Origin of the sequence: Pseudomonas sp. 22490 (genome assembly GCF_052044465.1) — a bacterium.
Classification (GTDB): domain Bacteria; phylum Pseudomonadota; class Gammaproteobacteria; order Pseudomonadales; family Pseudomonadaceae; genus Pseudomonas; species Pseudomonas aeruginosa.
Genome location: NZ_JBQENS010000008.1, coordinates 178778 through 198629, shown reverse-complemented (window position 1 = coordinate 198629; position 19852 = coordinate 178778). Strand labels below are relative to the sequence as shown.

Annotated in this window: 14 protein-coding genes; 3 read left to right on the top strand and 11 right to left on the bottom strand. The window is 68.1% G+C overall.

Translation table 11 applies throughout. The features are described from left to right. From ACTJJX_RS11840 to cra, 3 genes are all read right to left on the bottom strand, one after another. Positions 1 to 2334: an S-type pyocin domain-containing protein gene (locus tag ACTJJX_RS11840; RefSeq protein WP_020750606.1), complete on the bottom strand. Its 2334-nt coding sequence runs from the start codon at positions 2332 to 2334 to the stop codon at positions 1 to 3. Between the two features lie 480 nt (positions 2335 to 2814). Beyond that, positions 2815 to 3594 carry a TatD family hydrolase gene (locus ACTJJX_RS11835; protein WP_003453587.1) on the bottom strand — a complete coding sequence of 260 codons (780 nt, stop codon included), beginning with the start codon at positions 3592 to 3594 and terminating at the stop codon, positions 2815 to 2817. Positions 3595 to 3603: 9 nt separating this feature from the next. Next, complete coding sequence (cra, locus tag ACTJJX_RS11830) at positions 3604 to 4593, bottom strand: catabolite repressor/activator (protein WP_003453584.1); 990 nt, start codon at positions 4591 to 4593, stop codon at positions 3604 to 3606. 327 nt (positions 4594 to 4920) lie between these two features. On the opposite strand from cra, the gene ptsP reads away from it, so the two are divergent. Genes ptsP through ACTJJX_RS11815 form a run of 3 tightly spaced genes read left to right on the top strand, consistent with a single transcriptional unit; the run spans position 4921 to position 10494 of the window. Then, the gene (ptsP, locus tag ACTJJX_RS11825) at positions 4921 to 7791 is read left to right on the top strand and encodes a phosphoenolpyruvate--protein phosphotransferase (RefSeq protein ID WP_003119534.1); all 2871 of its coding nucleotides are present in this window, start codon (positions 4921 to 4923) and stop codon (positions 7789 to 7791) included. Next, positions 7791 to 8735, top strand: coding sequence for a 1-phosphofructokinase (gene pfkB / locus ACTJJX_RS11820; RefSeq protein WP_003119535.1), 945 nt, complete (start codon positions 7791 to 7793; stop codon positions 8733 to 8735). The genes ptsP and pfkB overlap by 1 nt, the downstream gene beginning before the upstream one ends. 1 nt (position 8736) lies before the next feature. Beyond that, positions 8737 to 10494, top strand: coding sequence for a PTS fructose-like transporter subunit IIB (locus tag ACTJJX_RS11815; RefSeq protein WP_003107161.1), 1758 nt, complete (start codon positions 8737 to 8739; stop codon positions 10492 to 10494). Positions 10495 to 10647: 153 nt separating this feature from the next. Here ACTJJX_RS11815 and ACTJJX_RS11810 read toward each other — a convergent pair whose 3' ends face one another. The 8 genes from ACTJJX_RS11810 to arnB are packed head-to-tail and all read right to left on the bottom strand — an operon-like array spanning position 10648 to position 19472. Then, the gene (locus ACTJJX_RS11810) at positions 10648 to 12042 is read right to left on the bottom strand and encodes a UDP-glucose 6-dehydrogenase (protein ID WP_003119536.1); all 1395 of its coding nucleotides are present in this window, start codon (positions 12040 to 12042) and stop codon (positions 10648 to 10650) included. After that, positions 12039 to 12452 carry a 4-amino-4-deoxy-L-arabinose-phosphoundecaprenol flippase subunit ArnF gene (gene arnF, locus ACTJJX_RS11805; protein WP_003124269.1) on the bottom strand — a complete coding sequence of 138 codons (414 nt, stop codon included), beginning with the start codon at positions 12450 to 12452 and terminating at the stop codon, positions 12039 to 12041. Before arnF ends, ACTJJX_RS11810 begins: the two co-directional genes overlap by 4 nt. Continuing rightward, the gene (locus tag ACTJJX_RS11800; RefSeq protein WP_003112876.1) at positions 12449 to 12796 is read right to left on the bottom strand and encodes an EamA family transporter; all 348 of its coding nucleotides are present in this window, start codon (positions 12794 to 12796) and stop codon (positions 12449 to 12451) included. The genes arnF and ACTJJX_RS11800 overlap by 4 nt, the downstream gene beginning before the upstream one ends. Beyond that, on the bottom strand, positions 12793 to 14442 hold the full coding sequence (gene arnT, locus ACTJJX_RS11795; protein WP_016852580.1) for a lipid IV(A) 4-amino-4-deoxy-L-arabinosyltransferase: 1650 nt from the start codon (positions 14440 to 14442) through the stop codon (positions 12793 to 12795). Before arnT ends, ACTJJX_RS11800 begins: the two co-directional genes overlap by 4 nt. Continuing rightward, positions 14439 to 15326: a 4-deoxy-4-formamido-L-arabinose-phosphoundecaprenol deformylase gene (gene arnD / locus ACTJJX_RS11790; RefSeq protein ID WP_003112878.1), complete on the bottom strand. Its 888-nt coding sequence runs from the start codon at positions 15324 to 15326 to the stop codon at positions 14439 to 14441. Before arnD ends, arnT begins: the two co-directional genes overlap by 4 nt. Continuing rightward, on the bottom strand, positions 15323 to 17311 hold the full coding sequence (arnA, locus tag ACTJJX_RS11785; RefSeq protein ID WP_003453579.1) for a bifunctional UDP-4-amino-4-deoxy-L-arabinose formyltransferase/UDP-glucuronic acid oxidase ArnA: 1989 nt from the start codon (positions 17309 to 17311) through the stop codon (positions 15323 to 15325). The genes arnD and arnA overlap by 4 nt, the downstream gene beginning before the upstream one ends. Further along, positions 17308 to 18327 (bottom strand): undecaprenyl-phosphate 4-deoxy-4-formamido-L-arabinose transferase, encoded by a 1020-nt coding sequence (arnC, locus tag ACTJJX_RS11780; protein ID WP_003092115.1) that lies wholly within the window; start codon positions 18325 to 18327, stop codon positions 17308 to 17310. The genes arnA and arnC overlap by 4 nt, the downstream gene beginning before the upstream one ends. Further along, positions 18324 to 19472, bottom strand: coding sequence for a UDP-4-amino-4-deoxy-L-arabinose aminotransferase (gene arnB, locus ACTJJX_RS11775; protein WP_003117513.1), 1149 nt, complete (start codon positions 19470 to 19472; stop codon positions 18324 to 18326). The genes arnC and arnB overlap by 4 nt, the downstream gene beginning before the upstream one ends. Positions 19473 to 19852: the final 380 nt, after the last annotated feature.

The following is a 19852-nucleotide window of genomic DNA, read 5'->3' as shown; positions in this document are numbered from 1 at the left end:
TTATTTCTCCTTACGTTTAAATTTCAGTTCTTTATGAATTTCGCTGTGGCGTTTCGGAGTGACGATAACAAGATTGTCTGTATTGTAAAGAGCGCCGCCGCTTTCCAGAGGGACTACATGGTGAATCTCAAACTTTTCTTTGCTACCCAGATGCTCCTCTGGCACAGCATAAGGAGCAAGGCCCTGACTGACAAAGTACCTATTACTGGGGGAGAGGTTTTCGAGAACTGATGGGTCTTTGCTAACGGCCATCCAAAACTGCTCCCGAAAGTCTCGCCAACTCTTGAATTCCTTGCCGCGCAACTGATCGGCGATTTGGCTCGGAATCGGTACTCCGTTACCCTGTGAGGCGCCGGCCAGCCAGTTCCCAGTGACCGGCTGGCCATTACCGGTAGCAACGCCGGGCTCATCCCGCGGATCCCGATAAACAATATAGAGTGGCGGAATACCGCTGTCTTCCGGGTAGACGTAGATCCCGTCGTTGAACTCCCGTTGTTCGAGTTCTGGATAGGACTCGATCTGCGGTTCCTTCGGAATCAGCAGTGTGCCGGGCATGATCAGCGGGCCATGGGGCACTGCGGGTGTCGAAGACGACGGATCGATCTGGCCAGGTGGAGTATCCGGGGTGACTAGGATGGTGCCGCCGCCAGGGCCGGTAGTCGTGTATTTGTAGGTCCCCGAGGCGGAGTCCAGAGTCAGCGCCCTGACGGGGACCGCCGCACTACCCGGCTCGGTGGGTACGGCGATGATTTGAATCGACCCATCGACATTGAGGGTTTTCAGCCGGTAAGGTAGGTCCACCGTTCCTTTGGCGGCGGCAATGGCTTGCCAGTCAACCGCCAGGGGCGGAGACAGTTCCGCAACCGGAATGGCAAAGGAGGCCTGCCGTTCACCATTGTTCAGTTTCGGCCAGAAGGAACTGACCGCCATAGTGGCGATGACAGCGGCTACCTGACCCAACATTGCACCAGGGGGCTTGCGAGCCACCGAAAGCAAATCCACTGCGGTCTTGAGAGTCCTGGAAACGCTGGCGGCACCACCCCCTGCCGGGGCCAGAGGTTTGGGCGCTACCGGTACGCCGACGCCTGGAAAACTAGGGAAGGTGGGGAAGTCGGGAAAAGTAGGAACCAACGCGCCAAGATCCCTCCTTGGCTGGTCGGGAATTTTCGGGTCACGCCGGTCAGGGATTGAAACACTGCTGACATCGACCGGGCGCGCCGTGATGCCTCCTTGTCCAGTACCCGTATCAACATCCCGACCGGAACCGCCCGTTGCTCCAGTTTCTCCTCCAGAGGTCACACGGGTTCCGGTATGGGTGAGTGCGTCATCGACCCGAGAGCCGGCATCGACTGCGGGAGGTGTAGTGACGGTGGGGTTGCTGATTATGTCCTGTTCTTCCAGACGCTTGTAGATTTCCTCGATGCGCTTGGCCTCACTTTCCGATACGACAATGGCCTGAAGCCGCGCATTGATTTCGTCTTGACGCTTTTTCTCCGCCTCTGCGACTCGCTTGGCCTCTGCTTCGGCCAAGCGTTGCAGTTCGGCTTGTTGCTGAGCCTCGGCCTGGCGACGAGCCTCTTCGGCCTGCCGTCGGGCTTCAGCTTGACGTTGCTCTTGCGCTAAGCGCTCCGCTTCCGTCTGCCGGGCGGCCTCTGCGGCGCGCTGTGCGTCCTCCAGCCGCTGAAGCCGGGTCAGTTCGGCGACCTTGCCATCCAGGGCGGAGGAGCGGCTATTGAGGACGCTGATTTCCGCTTCGATCAAGCGGATCTTTTGTGCGGCTGAATAAGACTTCGACCAGTTGTCGAAACTGAAATCTTTATCTTCGCGGCGGCCGTAGATTTCATTCATTACATTGACATAATTGACCGTGAGAGGGTCATAGCCAAAGAATGCATTTGCAATGGTTCGTGCGTCAGCCAGTTCCTTCTGTTTGGACGCAAGCAGTTCCACCGCCGCGGCCTTTTCAGCAGTGGCCATCTGCAAGGGTGTCGCCCCGGTAGGATTTAATTTTTCCTTTTTCTGGCTAGCAAGATACGCCAGTTCGCCATCGACAATCGATCCCACATTGGCCAAGGCAGTGTTCGTGGATTTTTTGATCTCTTCCTGTACACCACGAATCATGATCGCAGCGGGGACTTGAGACCTTTCATATTGGTATCGCTTGATAAGATCCTTGATTTTTGCCCCTTCAGGAAGATCAAATTTATTTATGCCGGGACGGGCGATATAGGTAAGGTATGGGATAGGGGTGGGTGGCGGAGGTGTGTAGAAAGAGTACTGACCAGTAGCGGTTGCTACTGTGGTCATGCTTCCAAGGTCAAAAACGTCGCTCATGATATTTTCCTTAAGAATCCCCGTAAAGAGAACTTGCTTTTACTACCTGCCTGGTAGGCAATTGGGATTCTTCGGGTTTGCTGCGGAGCATTAAAGATAGTGACCATGAATAAGCTTTAATGCACGAGCGATACACGAAAATAAACTACAATATCTCCTCTTGCTGTCGCAGTAGCCGTGTATTCGCTTTCATCGTTACCGAGTTAGCTTGGCGCTGCCGCATCCTAAGTTCTCGCGATGTCAAATTGGGCTACGCCCTAACTGGGCGTCAGAGCGGCTGGGCAATGTCAGGGTAGGGTTTATCCATGCATTTTCTGACGCCTCGCCTGCTACCTCTAGGGCCTCACTGGCAGGCTGCACGCTTAGCGTACGATCTTGTCTTTGCTAGCTATCGTCCCCCACGAGCGCCTGTGCGAGGCCCTGGCGCTGCAGCAATGGTAAGGGCGCAACTGGGATGTTTAACTCCTGCGCGACGCTTGATCAGTCCCAGCCGAACAGCTCGGCGGCGTTGCGGCTGCTGCTCGCCGCCAGTTCCTCGGCGTCGACCCCGCGCAGCTTGGCGAGGGCGCGGCAGATGTCCGGCAGGTGCTCCGGACTGTTGCGCTGGCCGGGGTGCATCGATGGCGCCATGTCCGGCGCATCGGTTTCCAGCACGATGGCGTCGGCCGGCAGCTCCGCCGCCACTTTGCGCAGGCGGTTGGCCTGCGGCCAGGTCGGCGCGCCGCCGAGGCCGAGGCGGAAGCCGAGCTTGAGGTACTCGCGGGCTTCCTCGCGGCTGCCGGCGAAGGCATGGATGATGCCACGGCGCTCCAGGCGGATGCGCTTGAGGGTGGCGATGGTCGCCGCGTGGGCGCGGCGCACGTGGATCAGCGCCGGCAGGCGGAATTCCGCGGCCAGCCGCAGTTGGGCCTCGAACAGCGCCTGCTGGGCGTCGCGGTCGAGATGTTCCAGGTAGTAGTCCAGGCCGATCTCGCCGACCGCGCAGAGCTTGGTTTCGCCGCGCAGGCGTTGCAGCCACTGGCGCAGGTCGTCCAGGTGCTGCGGGCGGTGCCGTGCCAGGTAGACGGGGTGCAGGCCGAGCGCCGCGTACAGGCCATCCTCGGCCTGCGCCAGGTCCCAGACCCGTTGCCAGTTCTCGCGGTAGACGCCGAGCACCACCTGGCGCTCGACGCCCAGCGCGCGGCTGCGTTGCAGCAGCGCGGCGCGGTCGGCGTCGAAGTCCGGGAAGTCGAGGTGGTTGTGGGTGTCGACCAGGCGCATGGCGGCGGCTCAGTTGCGCAGCTTGAGTTGCCGGGGGACGGCGTGCAGGCCCGGCCGGTAATCGTTCTCCTCGACCGCGCGGAGCGCCAGTTCGAGGGCGTTGGCGGCGATCAACGCATGCTGCTGGTAGATCGAGTTGACCTTCAGCGGCACGAAGTCGAGCAACTGGGTGTCGCCGAAGGTCGCCACCCGCAAGCTCTCGGGCCAACCGTCGGCGCGCGCCTGGAACACGTCGAAGACGCCTTCGAGGAGTACATAGGCAGTGGTCACCAGGGCGTCGGGCAGGTAGCCCAGGCGTTCGAGCAACTGTTCCATGAGGCGGCGTCCGCACTCGCGGCTGAACACCTCGGCATGCTCGACGATGACCTCGCCGCGGAAGTCCTTCAGCGCCTGGCGGAAGCCGGCGGCGCGGTCGTGGCTGATGATCAGGTCCGCCCGCGCGCCGAGCAGGGCGATATGGCGCGGCGCCGGTTGCAACAGGGTTTCGGTGAGGCGGCGCGCGGCGTCCTGGTCGTCGCTGATCACCGAGGCGAAGCGCTGCGGGTCGAGCTGGCGGTCGATGGCCACCACCGGCAGGCCTTCGGCGACCAGCCGGGCATGGGTATCATCCCCGGCCGGCAGGCAACTGGCGACGATCAGCGCGTCGCAGCGGCGCGCGCGGAACAGGTTGACCACCTGGCGCTCGGTCTCCGGCTCGTCGTCGGAGCAGGCGATCAGCAACTGGTAGCCGCGCGCCCGGGCGCCTTGTTCGAGTTGCTTGGCGAGGCGGGCGTAGCTGGGGTTTTCCAGGTCCGGGAGGATGAAGCCGAGGGTGCGGGTCTGCCCGCGGCGCAGGCCGGCGGCCTGCTGGTCCGGCTGGTAGCCGTGTTCCTCGACCACGGCAAGCACGCGCTCGACGGTGGCGGCGCTGATGCGCCGCTGGGCGGCCTTGCCATTGATGACGTAGCTGGCGGTGGTCACCGAGACCCCGGCCAGGCGGGCGATATCACTGAGTTTCAAACCGATCTCTACTGGAGGCGACGACAAGTTGGGCTTCAAGGATCAATCATTATCGGGTAACGTGCCAATTTAATTAAGTGAATCGATTCAGCAAAAGATTCCGGCGAAGCCGGCGCCCCCTGCCCCAGGCTGCCTCGCGCAGCCCGAACGCGGCGCCGCCTACGCTATGGCAGGTCAATGACAACAAGCGGATCACCGCCCCAGGCTGTACGGAAGGCTCCCGCGAGCCGCTTTCCGCTACCGCCGGCACATCCCGCGCCCGCGCCTCGGCGCGGCGGGACGATCCGGACGTGAGACGGGGAGCCGTTCGCTCCTGAGGAGGTTTCCATGCTCGAACTCGATACCCGGCAGATCCGCATGGGCCAGCGCGCCGCGGACAAGGCCGAAGCCCTGCGCCTGCTCGGCGCGGCGCTGGTCGCCGACGGCCTGGCCGCGCCCGGCTATGCCGAGGGCCTGAAGGCGCGCGAGGCACAAGGCTCCACCTACCTCGGCCAGGGCATCGCCATACCCCATGGGACCCCGGATACCCGCGAGCTGGTCTTCAGCACCGGTGTGCGCCTGCTGCAATTCCCCGAGGGAGTGGACTGGGGCGATGGCCAGCAGGTCTACCTGGCCATCGGCATCGCGGCGAAGTCCGACGAACACCTGCAGCTCCTGCAATTGCTCACCCGCGCCCTCGGCGAGGCCGACCTGGGACCGGCGCTGAGCGCGGCCGCCAGCGCCGAGGAAGTCCTCGGCCTGTTGCAGGGCGCGCCGCAGGAACTGGCGCTGGACGCACAACTGGTCGGCCTCGGCCAGAACGCCGAGGACCTCGACGAACTGGCCTGGCTCGGCGCGCGCCTGTTGAAGAAGGCCGGCTGCGTGGAGAACGGCTTCGCCGCCGTGCTCCAGCAGACCGAACCGTTGCCGCTGGGCGACGGGCTGTGCTGGTTGCACAGCGAACAATTGGTGAAGCGCCCCGGGCTGGCCTTCGTCACTCCGGCGCAACCGTTGCAGCACCAGGGGCAACTGGTCACCGGGCTGTTCTGCCTGGCCAGCCTGGGCGAAGCGCACCAGGCGCTGCTCGAACGCCTGTGCGACCTGTTGCTGGAAGGGCGTGGCGCCGAGCTGGTGCGCGCCACCAGCAGCCGCAGCGTACTCGCGGCGCTCGGTGGCGAGCTGCCGCCGGACTGGCCCAGCGCGCGAGCAGTCCTGGCCAACCCGCATGGCCTGCATGCCCGCCCGGCGCAGGCGCTGGCGCAGCTGGCCAAGGGCTTCGCCGGCGAGATCCGGGTACGCCTGGCCGACAGCGAGGCGGCCCCCGTCTCGGCGAAGAGCCTGAGCAAGCTGCTCGCCCTCGGCGCGCGACGCGGCCAGACGCTGGAGTTCAGCGCCGAGCCGGCGATCGCCGAGGACGCGCTGCCAGCCTTGCTGGCCGCGGTGCGCGAGGGGCTCGGCGAGGAGGTCGAAGCGCTGGCGGAGGAGGCCTTGCCCGATGCCGTCGGCGAGGCGGAAGAGGATGCCCGGCCGGCGCCGCTGCGCGCCGGCGAGCGCCTGCAGGCAATCGCCGCGTCGCCGGGCATCGCCAGTGGTCCGGCGCATGTCCAGGTGGCGCAGCGCTTCGAGTTCCAGCCGCGCGGCGAGTCGCCGGCCCATGAACGCGAGCGCCTGCTGCGGGCCAAGCGGGCGGTGGACGAGGAGATCGTCGGCCTGGTCGAACGCAGCACGGTGAAGGCGATCCGCGAGATTTTCGTCACCCACCGGGAGATGCTCGACGATCCGGAACTGGCCGAGCAGGTGCAACTGCGCCTGAATCGCGGCGAAAGCGCCGAAGCGGCCTGGAGTCGGGTGGTGGAAGACAGCGCGGCGCAACAGGAGGCGCTGCACGACGCGCTGCTCGCCGAGCGCGCCGCCGACCTCCGCGACCTCGGCCGGCGGGTGCTGGCCAGGCTCTGCGGGGTGGAGGCGCCGCGCGAGCCGGAGCAGCCGTACATCCTGGTGATGGACGAGGTCGGCCCCTCCGATGTCGCCCGCCTCGACGCCCAGCGGGTCGCCGGCATCCTCACGGCGCGCGGCGGCGCCACTTCGCACAGCGCGATCATCGCCCGCGCCCTCGGCATTCCGGCATTGGTCGGCGCCGGCGCGGCGGTGCTCGGCCTGGAGCCGGGCACGGCACTGCTGCTGGATGGCGAGCACGGCTGGCTGCAGGTGGCGCCGAGCACCGAACAGTTGCAGCAGGCCGCCGCCGAGCGCGACGCCCGCCAGCAGCGCCAGGCCCGCGCCGACGCGCAGCGGCTGGAGCCTGCGCGGACCCGCGATGGCCACGCGGTGGAAGTCTGCGCCAACCTTGGCGACACCGCCGGCGCCGCGCGCGCGGTGGAGCTGGGCGCCGAGGGCGTTGGCCTGCTGCGCACCGAGTTCGTCTTCATGAACAACGCCCGCGCGCCGGACCTGGCGACCCAGGAAGCGGAATACCGTCGGGTGCTCGACGCCCTCGACGGACGTCCGCTGGTGGCGCGGACCCTGGATGTCGGCGGGGACAAGCCGCTGCCGTACTGGCCGATTCCCCACGAAGAGAATCCCTATCTGGGCCTGCGCGGTATCCGCTTGACCCTGCAGCGACCGCAGATCCTCGAGACCCAGTTGCGCGCGCTGTTCCGCGCCGCCGGGGAGCGGCCGCTGCGGGTGATGTTCCCGATGGTCGGCAGCCTCGACGAATGGCGCCAGGCGCGTGACCTGGCGCTGCGCCTGCGCGAGGAAATCCCGCTGGCCGACCTGCAACTGGGGATCATGGTCGAGGTGCCCTCTGCGGCGTTGCTCGCGCCGGTGCTGGCCCGCGAGGTGGACTTCTTCAGCGTCGGCACCAACGACCTGACCCAGTACACCCTGGCTATCGATCGCGGCCACCCGAGTCTTTCGGCCCAGGCCGACGGTCTGCATCCGGCGGTGCTGCAACTGATCGACATGACCGTCCGCGCCGCCCACGCCGAGGGCAAGTGGGTCGGCGTCTGCGGCGAACTGGCGGCCGACCCGCTGGCGTTGCCGCTGCTGGTCGGCCTGGGAGTGGACGAGCTGAGCGTCTCGGCGCGCAGCATCGCCCTGGTCAAGGCCGGCGTGCGCGAACTGCAGCTGGTCGCTGCGCGCGGCCTGGCCCGCAAAGCCCTGGGCCTGGCGAGCGCCGCCGAGGTCCGGGCCCTGGTGGAAGCGGAGGTGCAGTAATGGCGCGGATCCTGACGATTACCCTGAACCCGGCGCTGGACCTCACCGTGCGCCTGCGCCAGCTGGAACTGGGGGCGGTTAACCGCAGCGAGGCGGTGCTGACCCAGGCCGCCGGCAAGGGTCTGAACGTCGCCCAGGTGCTTGCCGACCTCGGCCATCGGTTGACGGTCAGCGGCTTCCTCGGCGAAGACAACCAGCCGCCGTTCACCGCCATGTTCCAGCGTCGTGGCTTCGCCGATGCGTTCGTCCGGGTGCCGGGCGAAACCCGCAGCAACATCAAGCTGGCCGAGCGCGGCGGGCGCGTCAGCGACCTCAACGGGCCGGGCCCGGAGGCCGACGAGCGAGCCCAGGCGGCGTTGCTCGAACGCCTCGACCGGCTTGCCGGGGAGCACGAGCTGGCGGTGGTCGCCGGCAGCCTGCCGCGCGGGGTCGAGCCGGAATGGCTGGGCGAACTGCTGCGGCGCTTGCGGCGCCTCGGCCTGAAGGTCGCCTTCGACAGCAGTGGCGCGGCCCTGCGCGAAGGTGTGAAGGCTGCGCCGTGGATGATCAAGCCTAACCTCGAGGAACTGGCCGACCTCTGCTCGGCGCCGATGGACGACCTGGCCGCACAGCGCCAGGCGGCCGAACGCCTGCGCCAGGACGGGGTAGGCCAGGTGGTGATTTCCCAGGGCGCCGCGGGGGTCAACTGGTTCGCCGCCGAGGGTGCCTGGCAGGCGCGGCCGCCGGCGGTGGAAGTGGCCAGCACGGTGGGCGCCGGCGATTCCCTGCTGGCCGGCATGCTGCACGGCCTGGCCAGCGGCTGGCCGGCCGAGCGGGTGCTGCGTCAGGCCACCGCCATCGCCAGCCTGGCGGTGACCCAGTTCGAGTTCGGCATCGGCGATCCGCAGCGCCTGGCGCGGATCGAAGCGGGCGTCGTGGTGCAGCCATTGGTCGAGGAGGCCTGAGATGAAACTAGCGATCGTCACCGCCTGCCCTGGCGGACAGGTCACCAGCGTGCTCGCCGCGCGCCTGCTGCGGGGCGCCGCCGAGCGCCTGGGCTGGGAAACCTGCGTCGAGGCGAATGCCGGGTCGAGGCCCGAGGGCGAACTGAGCGCCGAACAGATCGCCGAAGCCGACTGGGTCCTGCTGGTCGGCGTCGAGCCGCTGGCGGCGGCGCGTTTCGTCGGCAAGCCGGTGTATCGCGCGCGTCCCGCCGAGGCGCTGGCCGATCCGCGCGCCTTCCTCCAGCGGGCCGCCGCCCTGGCGAGCGTGGAGGTCGCCGGGGACGAGGCCGGCCTGGTTGCGCCGGAGGCCGGAGCGGCACCGCGGATCGTCGCGGTGACCGCCTGTCCGACCGGCGTGGCGCACACCTTCATGGCCGCCGAGGCGTTGCAGCTCGCGGCGGGGCAACTGGGCTTCGCGTTGCAGGTCGAGACCCAGGGCTCGGTCGGCGCGCGCAACCCGCTCGACCCGGCGGACATCGCCGCCGCCGACGTGGTCCTGCTGGCCGCCGACATCGACGTGGACACGGCCCGTTTCGCCGGCAAGAAGATCTACCGTTGCGGCACCGGCGTGGCCCTCAAGCAGGCCCGCGCGACGCTCGAGCGGGCGCTGGCGGAAGGGCAGGTCGAGAGCGCGGGCGCAGCCAGCGCGGTGGTCGCCAGGGACGAGAAGCGCGGGGTGTACAAGCACCTGCTGACCGGGGTGTCGTTCATGTTGCCGATGGTGGTCGCGGGCGGCCTGCTGATCGCCCTGTCGCTGGCCTTCGGCATCGATGCCTACAAGCAGCCGGGCAGCCTGGCGGCGGTGCTGAGGACGGTCGGCGACACGGCTTTCGTCCTGATGGTGCCGATGCTCGCCGGCTACATCGCCTATTCCATCGCCGACCGCCCGGGCCTGGCGCCGGGCATGCTCGGCGGCCTGCTCGCCGGGACCCTCGGCGCCGGGTTCATCGGCGGGATAGTCGCCGGCTTCATCGCCGGCTATGCGGCGCGGGCCATCAGCCACGGGCTGAGGCTGCCGGCGAGCCTGGAAGCGCTGAAGCCGATCCTGGTCATCCCGTTGCTGGCCAGCCTGGTCACCGGCCTGCTGATGCTCTACGTGGTCGGCAAGCCGGTGGCCGGGATGCTCGCGGCACTGACCGGGTTCCTCGACGGCATGGGTACCTCCAATGCCATCCTCCTCGGCCTGCTGCTCGGCGGGATGATGTGCGTCGACCTCGGCGGACCGGTCAACAAGGCCGCCTACGCCTTTTCCGTCGGCCTGCTCTCGTCGCACAGCTACGCGCCGATGGCGGCGGTGATGGCGGCGGGCATGGTGCCGCCGATCGGCATGGGCCTGGCGACCCTGCTGGCGCGGCGCAAGTTCGCCGAGAGCGAGCGGCAGGCCGGCAAGGCAGCCTCGGTGCTGGGGCTGTGCTTCATCTCCGAAGGCGCCATCCCGTTCGCCGCCAAGGACCCGTTGCGGGTGATCCCGGCGAGCATCGCCGGCGGCGCGCTGACCGGCGCCCTGTCGATGTATTTCGGCTGCAAGTTGCAGGCGCCTCACGGCGGGTTGTTCGTGATGCTGGTGCCCAACGCGATCAACCACGCCCTGGCGTACCTGCTGGCGATCGTCGCCGGCAGCCTGCTTACCGGGCTGCTCTACGCCGTGCTCAAGCGCGGCGCCGAGCCGGGACTGGCGTTGGGGACCTCGTCCTCGCGGGAGCCGGCGGCTGGCGGATAGCCGCGAGGCGGTCATGCGCCCTACGCCACCTGAGCTACGTGGCAGAGGGTAGGGCGAATAACGCCGCAGGCGTTATCCGCCGAGACTCCGGAGAACCGGCGGATAACCGCAAGCGGTTATTCGCCCCAGCGGTCGATCCGACCTGGGGCGGCCTCAGGCCTGGCGCAACAGGCGCATGCCATCTTCCTGTGCGAGGCTGGCCTCGTTGATCGGCAACGAGCAGGACTGCCCGCGTCCCATCGGGTAGTAGTGGAAGCCGTGGCGGGCCATGCGCTCGGGGTCGTAGAGGTTGCGCCCGTCGAAGATCACCGGGGCCTTCAGGCGCTCCTTGAGCAGCTCGAAATCCGGTGCCTTGAATTGCTGCCACTCGGTGCAGATGACCAGCGCATCGGCGCCTCCCAGGGTCGCCTCGGGGGTGCCCATCAGGCTCAGGCGTTCGTCGTGGCCATAGAGCCGCTGGGTTTCCTGCATGGCTTCGGGATCGTAGGCGCGCACCTGCGCGCCGTGGCGCCAGAGCGCTTCCATCAGTTCGCGGCTGGGCGCGTCGCGCATGTCGTCGGTGTTCGGCTTGAAGGCCAGGCCCCAGAGGGCGAAGGTCTTGCCGCGCAGGTCGCCGTCGTAGAACACCCGGATGCGTTCGAACAACTTGAGCTTCTGCCGCCGGTTGATCGCTTCCACTGCCTGCAACAGGTCGCTGGAGCAATGCGCCTGCTCGGCGCTGTGGATCAGCGCGCGCATGTCCTTGGGGAAGCAGGAGCCGCCGTAGCCGCAGCCGGGGTAGATGAAGTGGTAGCCGATCCGCGGGTCGGCGCCGATGCCCTGGCGCACCGCCTCGATGTCGGCACCGAGGTGTTCGGCCAGTTCGGCGATCTGGTTGATGAAGCTGATCTTGGTCGCCAGCATGCCGTTCGCCGCGTACTTGGTCAGTTCGGCGCTGCGCAGGCCCATGAACAGCATGCGGTCGTGGTTGCGGTTGAACGGCTCGTAGAGTTCGCGCATCACCTGGCGCACCTCTTCGTTGTCGCAGCCGACCACGATGCGGTCCGGGCGCCGGCAGTCGGCGACGGCGGAGCCTTCCTTGAGGAATTCCGGGTTGGAGACGATCTCGAATTCCAGCTCGCGTCCGTCGGCTTCCAGGCGCCGCTCGATGTGCGCGCGCAGGCGGTCGCCGGTGCCTACCGGGACGGTCGATTTCTCCACCACGATGACGGGCTTGCGGCGATGCTCGGCGATGGCATCGGCCACCGCGAAGACCGCGCCGAGATCGGCCGCGCCGTCCTCGCCAGGCGGGGTGCCGACCGCGATGAACTGCACCCGGCCGTGTTCCACGGCCAGGCGCGCATCGCTGCTGAAACGCAGGCGGCCGCTGTCCAGGCCTTCGCGCAGCAAGGCGTCGAGCCCGGGTTCGTAGATGCTGGCGAGGCCCTGCGCGAGGCGTTCGACCTTGTTCCGGTCGATGTCCATGCACAGTACATCGTGGCCCACTTCGGCGAGGACGGCGGCCTGCACCAGTCCTACATAGCCACTGCCGAATACGCTGATCTTCATGGTGCTTTCCTCGACGGATGATGCGCGGGCGCGGCAGCGGTGCGGCGGGCGTTGACGGTCAACACGCCGAGCACCACCAGGCCTACGCCCAGGGTCTTGCTGGTACTGAAGGTTTCATCGAACGCCGGCAGGCTCGCCGCCAGCAGGTAGACCAGCGCGTAGCTGGCGCTCAACAGGCTGTAGGCGCGGCCCAGCGGCAGGTGGCGCAGGGCGGCCAGCCAGCACAGCAGGGAGGCGGCGTAGGCTGCCACCGCCAGGGCTACCGCGAGCAGCGCGGCGCGCTCCGGCGTTTGCCCGGCCCAGGCTTCCGGTAGCGGCAGGCGGCTCATGCCCCAGCGCATGCCGAGCTGGGCGGCGCTGGCCAGCAGCATGCTGCCCAGCGCCGCCAGCCAGCCGCGTAGCGCGTTCATGCGCTCCTCCCGAGCAGGGCCACGCCGGCGACGATCAGCAACAGGCCGGCGAGGTGGCGGCGATCCACCGGCTCATCGAAGACGAAGCGTGCCGCCAGGGTGACCAGGACGAAGTTCAGCGCCAGCATCGGATAGGCGCTGCCGACTTCCACCCGTTGCAGGAGCAGCAGCCAGCAGAGCAGGCCGAGCCCGAGGGCGAGCAGCGCCAGCCACGGCCACGGACTGCGCAGGCGCGCCGTCCAGCCGTCGGCGGCGACCAGGCGCCAGTGCTCCACGGTGAGCTTCTGCGCAACCTGGCCGAGGCCGGTCATGAGCAGGGTGGCGAGCAGCAGCGCGGCGCTCATGGGCGCACCTGCGGCAGGATCGCCAGGACCAGGTTGCCGTTCCGGTAGCGTTCGCCGTCGCCCGGCAACAGCGCCAGCTGGTAGCGGTCGCTGGCGCTGTTGATCCGCAGCAGCACGGCAACCGAGCCGTCCTGGCGTGCCTGCCAGAGCCACTGGCGGATGTCTGCCAAGGGCACGCTGCGCTGGCTGTGCTCGGGGTAGGAGAGGCCGTACTTCAGCTCGCCGCGCTTGTCGTAGAGCGTCACGTCGCTACGACGCAGGCGCCAGGCGAGGGCCGAGGCGGCGCCGAGGTCGTTGCTCAGCAGATGGCGGGCGCCGGTCAGTTCGTCGAGGTGTTCGGCGACGAACAGGTCGGGGGTCTTGTTCTGCACCACATGGTTGGGCATCGCTGCCGGCAGCAGCGCGATCAGCACCCAGCTCGCCAGCAGCGGCGCGGCCCAGGCGCGTAGCGGGTAGCGCCACTGGGCGAGGCCGGCGGCGGCCCAGGCGCCGATCACCAGCAGGACCAGGAACAGCTCGAAGGGTTCTTCCTGGTACACCGGCTTGCGCAGTTGCAGGTAGGCCAGGGCCGCCAGCGCGAGGAGCGCCAGGCCCAGGTTGAGCAGCCCGTTGCCGCGCAGCGCGACGCTGTTCCCCAGGCGCAGCCGCTGCACCAGGACGTGGCCCATGAGCAGTGCCAGCGGCAGCAGGCAGGGCATGATGTAGGTCGGCAGCTTGCCCCGGCTCAGGCTGAAGAACGCCAGCGGCAACAGCAGCCATAGCGCCAGGAAGACCACCGGCGCCTGGCGCCGCTCGTGCCAGGCCTGGCGCAGCGCGCTCGGCAGCAGGCCGCTCCAGGGCAGGCAGGAGACCGCCAGCAACGGCAGGTAGAACCACCACGGGCGAGAGTGCTGGGCGTCTTCGCCGGCGAAGCGGCGGATGTGTTCGTGCCAGAAGAAGAACCGCCAGTAGTCCGCTTCCCGCGCATGCACGGCGAGCGCCCAGGGCAGGCAGACGAGCAGCGCCGCCAGCACCGCCAGCGCGCCGTAGCCAAGCAGCTCGCGCCAGCGCCGCTGCCAGAGCATGTAGGGCAGGGCGACCAGCACCGGCAGCAGCCAGGCGAGGAAGCCCTTGGTCAGGAAGCCCATGCCGCAGGCGAGGCCGAGCAGGGTCCAGCCGAGCAGGCGCGCGCGGCGGCTCCCCGCGTCGAGGGCATGCCACAGCGCCACCAGGCTCAGGTTGACCCAGAAGGTGAATTGCGGGTCGAGGTTGGCATAGCCGGACTGCCCGGCGATCAAGCCGAAGCTGGCGTAAAGCAGCGCGCACGCCAGGCTGGTGCGTGGGTCGCGCCACAGGCGGCGGGCCAGCAGGTAGGCGAGCAGGACGCTGAGGGCGGTGGCGACGACCGAGGCGATGCGCACGCCGAACAGGTTTTCGCCGAAGACCGCCTGGCCGAGGGCGATCATCCAGTAGCCGGCGACCGGCTTCTCGAAGTAGCGCAGGCCGAGGAAGTGCGGCGACACCCAGTCGCCGCCCAGCAGCATCGCCTGGCTGATCTGCGCGTAGCGGGTCTCGTCGGGAATCCACAGGCCATGGTTGCTCAATGGAACCAGGTAGAACAGGCCGAAGGCGATCAGCAGCAGCGAACAGGTCTGGCGGCGGCTCATGGCTGGCGCACTCCCAGCCAGCCCTCGCGGCCGGCCAGGCGACCGCGCACCAGTTCGGCCAGCGGCAGGCTGCGCGGATCGTCCGGCAGCAGTTCGCCCAACGGGCGGAAGCGGATGCCGCGCCGTTCGGCGCGCCGCAGCAGTTCGCGGAACGCCGGGGCGAGGAGCAGCCCCTCGACCTCGGCGTGGATGGTGTAGACGTTGTCGCGGCCAGCGGCGAAGCGTTCCAGGATGAAGTCGTTGTAGGCCTCGCGCGGCAGGCCGGGACCGACCACCTCGTCGAAGGTCGGCAGGTTCACCGGCACCTGCGGGATGCCAGGGCTGCCGTCGGCCAGGCGCGGGCGGAACGCGCCGCGTCCGCGGCAGTCGCTGTTGTAGCGGAAGCCGAAGGGCTGCTTGGCCTCGACCACCCGGCCGTCGGCGCGCCAACCGGCGGCGGCGGAACAACGCACCGGCTGGCCGAGGATGTCCGCCAGGCAATCGCTGCCGCGGCGGATCTGCTCGCCGAGCTGCTGCACGCTCCAGACGCCGGCGTGGGTCTGCCAGGCATGGTGGTCCCAGGCGTGCAGGCCGACCTCGTGGCCGGCGGCCTGGGTCCGCCGCATCAGCGGGCCGAGTTCGCGGCCGATCGGCTTGCCCGGCCAGGCGGTGCCGGCCAGCAGGATGTCCCAGCCATACAGGCTGGCGGCGCGCGAGCGGAGCATCTTCCAGAAGAACGCCGGGCGCGCCAGGCGCCAGAGGTGGCGGCCCATGTTGTCCGGGCCGACGCTGAAGAAGAAGGTCGCCTTCAGCCCGGCTTCGTCGAGCAGCTCGAGCAGCCGCGGCACCCCGTCGCGGGTGCCGCGGAAGGTGTCGACGTCGATGCGCAGGCCGGCCTGGATCACGCCTGTGCCTCGCGCTCGCGGAGCGCTTCGTGGAGGAAGAAGTCGAGGGTCTTGCCGATGGTCTCGCGCAGTTCGATGGTGGGCTGCCAGTCGAGCAGGCGCCGGGCGTTGTCGATGCTCGGCTTGCGGTGGGCCACGTCCTGGTAGCCGTCGCCGTAGAAGCTGCGGCTCTCCACCTCGCGGAAGCCGGCGAAGGGCGGGAACTGCGCGCGCAGCGGGTGGGCCTCGAACTGGCGCAGCAGTTCCTCGCCGAGCTGGCGGATGCTCGCCTCGTTGTCCGGGTTGCCGATGTTGACGATCTGCCCGTCGCAGCGGCCGTCGCGGTTGTCGATGATCCGCGCGAGGGCCTCGATGCCGTCGTCGACGTCGGTGAAGCAGCGCTTCTGCGCGCCGCCGTCGACCAGGCGGATCGGCGTGCCTTCGACCAGGTGCAGGATGAGCTGGGTGATCGCCCGCGAGCTGCCGATCCGCGCCGAATCCAGGCGGTCCAGGCGCGGGCCCATCCAGTTGAACGGACGGAACAGGGTGAAGCGCAGGCCCTGCTGGCCGTAGGCCCAGATCACCCGGTCGAGCAACTGCTTGGACACCGAGTAGATCCAGCGCTGCTTGTTGATCGGCCCGACCACCAGGTTCGAGCGGTCTTCGTCGAAGTCCGGGTCCTGGCACATGCCGTAGACCTCGGAGGTGGAAGGGAACACCACGCGTTTGCCGTATTTCACGCAGTAGCGGACGATCCGCAGGTTTTCCTCGAAGTCCAGTTCGAACACCCGCAGCGGGTTGCGCGTGTACTCGATGGGCGTGGCGATGGCCACCAGCGGCAGGATCACGTCGCATTTCTTCACATGGTATTCGAGCCACTCCGAATGGATGCCGATGTCGCCTTCGACGAAGTGGAAATGCGGGTCGGCCTTGAGCCGTTCGATGGCGTCGGAGCCGATGTCCATGCCGTGGACCTCGTAGCGACCGTCGCGCAGCAGGCGTTCGGACAGGTGGTTGCCGATGAAGCCGTTGACCCCGAGGATCAGCACCCGCGTGCGGCGCTGCGGGCCGGACGCCGCGCCACGCAGGCGCGCGCCCTCGACCAGGCCCAGCTCGGTGGCCAGTTGCGTGCCGGCCAGGTACAGGCCGCGCTCGCCGCGCTGGCCGAAGCGCAGCACCAGCGAGTCCTCGCCGCAGGCGATCCGCAGCGGGTCGCAGGACAGTACGCTGCCCGGCTCGCGGCCGTGGTTGCCGGCGACCACCTCGGCGCTCCAGACGATCAGCTTCTGTTCGCCGACCTGGCAGAAGGCGCCAGGGTAGGGCTGGGTCACCGCGCGCACCAGGTCGTACAACTGCCGTGCCGGCCTGTGCCAGTCGAGCAGGCCGTCCGCCGGGGTGCGCCGGCCGAAGTGGCTGGCCTGGCTCTCGTCCTGCTCGACTTCCGGCAGCACGCCGAGGGCGAGCAGCGGCAGGCTGTCGCGCAGCAGGGCGCCGGCGGCCTTGCGCAGCTTGCCGTGCAGGCTCAGGGCGGTGTCCTCGGGGTCGATGGCGACGGCCTGCTGGGCGAGGATCGGCCCGGCGTCGGCGCGCTCGATCATGCGATGCAGGGTCACCCCGGTCTGCGTTTCGCCGTTGACCAGCACCCAGTTCGCCGGGGCGCGTCCGCGGTAGCGCGGCAGCAGCGAACCGTGCAGGTTGTAGGCGCCGCGTGCGGCGCAGGCGAGCAGCTCGGCGCCGAGCAGGCGGCGGTAGTAGAAGGAGAACAGGAAGTCCGGGCGCAGTTGGCGGATGCGCTCCAGCCACAGCGGATGGTTCAAGTCCTCGGGCGCGTGCAGCGGAATGCCGCGCTCGGCGCAGAGGCGTGCGACCGAGGCGTAGAAGGTGTTTTCCCGTGGGTCGTCGGCATGGGTGAAGACGGCGGCGATCTCGTAGCCGGCATTGAGCAGGGCTTCGATACCGGTGCAACCGATGTCGTGGTAGGCGAAGACGACGGCTTTCGAGGTCATGGCGTGGAAGGCTCGCTGGATGAAGAGGTGAAACCGACCCGCTGCAGGGCCGAGGGAAGCGCGGAGGGCGTTGCGCGGACCACGCGCTCGATGAAGAAGCGCGGCCGCGCGCGCACGTCGCTGTACATGCGCCCGAGGTACTCGCCGAGCAGGCCCATGCCGAGCAACTGCACGCCGCTGAACATGAACAGCACGGCGAACAGCACGAACAGGCCGTTGCCGGCCCAGGCGGCGCCGAAGGCCAGGCGCAGCACGAGGAGGAACAGGGCGAAGAGGAAGCCGGCCAGGGCCATGCCGCCGCCGACCAGGCTGAGCAGGCGCAGCGGCGTGGTGGTCATGCAGGTGACCAGGTCGAACATCAGGTTGAGCAGGCGCATCGCGCTGTATTTCGATTCGCCGTGGGCGCGCTCGGCGTGGGCGACGCGGATCTCGCAGGTATGCCGGGCGAAGCCGTTGGCCAGGATCGGGATGAAGGTACTGCGTTCGCGGCAGGCCAGCATCGCTTCGACGATGCTGCGCCGGTAGGCGCGCAGCATGCAGCCGTAGTCGTGCATGGCGACCCCGGTGGAGCGCTGCACCGCCAGGTTCACCAGGCGCGAAGGCCAGCGCCGCCAGGCCGAGTCCTGGCGCTCGGCGCGGATGCTGCCGACCACGTCGTAGCCCTGCGCGGCGCGCTCCACCAGGCGCGGGATTTCCTCCGGCGGGTTCTGCAGGTCGGCATCGAGGGTGATCACCAGGTCGCCACGGGACTGTTCGAAGCCGGCGAGGATCGCCGCGTGCTGGCCGTAGTTGCGGTTGAGGATCACCGCCACCACGGCGCTGCCGTCGCGTTCGGCGGCGGCCTGCAAGAGTTCCGCGGAGCGGTCGCGGCTGCCGTCGTCGACCAGCACGATCTCGAAGGCGCGGCCCAGCTCCAGGCAGGCGGCCTCGGTGCGGCGCAGCAGTTCGGGCAGGCTGGCTTCCTCGTTGTAGACCGGGATCACCACCGAGACCAGGTCGATCGGATAGGGCTTCATCGACGTTTCTCCAGGATCTCCTCGATGGCGCGGGCGACGCGCTCGATGTCGTCGTCGCGCATGTCGGGGAACAGCGGGATGGAGCACAGGCGGGCCGAGTTCCACTCGCTGTTGGGCAGGCTCAGGCGCGGCTGGCGCTGGCGGTAGTAGTGGTGCAGGTGACTGGCGATGAAATGGATGCCGCTACCGATGCCGCGCACCTTCAGGGCTTCCATGAAGGCGTCGCGGCCCAGGCCGCAGGCCTCGGCGTCGATGCGCAGGATGAACAGGTGCCAGGCGTGGCGCTGCTTGTGCGCGGGCAGGCCGAGCGGCGCCAGCGGCAGGCCGGCGAGGCGCTCCAGGTAGCGTTCGGCGAGGGCCTGGCGGCGCGCGTTGAGCGCGTCCAGGCGCTTGAGCTGGACCAGCGCGAGGGCGGCGTTGAGGTCGGCCAGGTTGTATTTGAAACCGGGCTCGATCACTTCCGCCTGCGGCTTGCGTCCATGGCTCAGGCGGTCGTAGGCATCGACCCCGAGGCCGTGGAACTTGAGGCGGCGGACCCGTTCGGCGAGGGCACTGTCGTCGCTGACGAACATCGCGCCTTCGGCGCAGGTCAGGTTCTTGATCGCGTGGAAGGAAAAGATCGCCGTGCCGCGGGAGCCTACCGGGCGCCCGCGGTATTCGCTGCCGACCGCGTGGGCGGCGTCCTCGACCAGGGCGATGCCGTGGCGCCCGGCGACCGTGCGCAGGCCTTCGAGATCCAGGGTGGAGCCGGCGTAGTGAACCGGCACGATGGCGCGGGTGCGCGGGCCGATGGCGGCTTCCACTGCCTGCGCCGAACACATCAGGGTGTCGCGGTCGACGTCGACGAACACCGGGGTGGCGCCGAGCAGGGTGATGACGTTGGCGGTGGAGACCCAGGTCAGCGACGGCGTGATCACTTCGTCGCCGGGGCCGATGCCCAGCGCCAGCAGGGTGACGTGCAGGGCGCCGGTGGCCGAGGATAGCGCCACCGCGTGGCGGCAGCCGAGGCGTTCGGCGAAGCGCTGTTCGAGCTCCTGGTTCTTCGGCCCGGTGGTGATCCAGCCGGAACGCAGGACCTGCTCCACGGCGGCGATTTCGTCCTCGCCGATGCTTGGCCGGGAGAATGGCAGAAAGTCCAGTGACATGTAATGAAGCCTCGGTACTGGGAGGGCGGTACGAAGAGGTTATTTATATGTCGCTGAATGCTGCCTGAACGTTTGTTAAGACTCGCTTAACAACGGCTGAATGAAGACTGAACGAACTCGAAGAAACTGGAGGATAAAGCCGGAAGCCTCGTTTTCAGGGGCTTGCAGGGTTGGTTGGAATGGATCTCGGGTGTTTTCTGAGTGGCTTTTATTAATAACCCGAGTCCTGTTTCTTTAAGGGTTCATTAATACTTGATGTCCGCTCCCCGTGAATATTCCGGAAACTTCATGGAAACATGGGGAGGGCCAGGGAAAGTCAATCCCGTAGGTTGTCGGAAAAAAACAACCCCCTGGCGGATCGCTCCGCCAGGGGGCCGGGT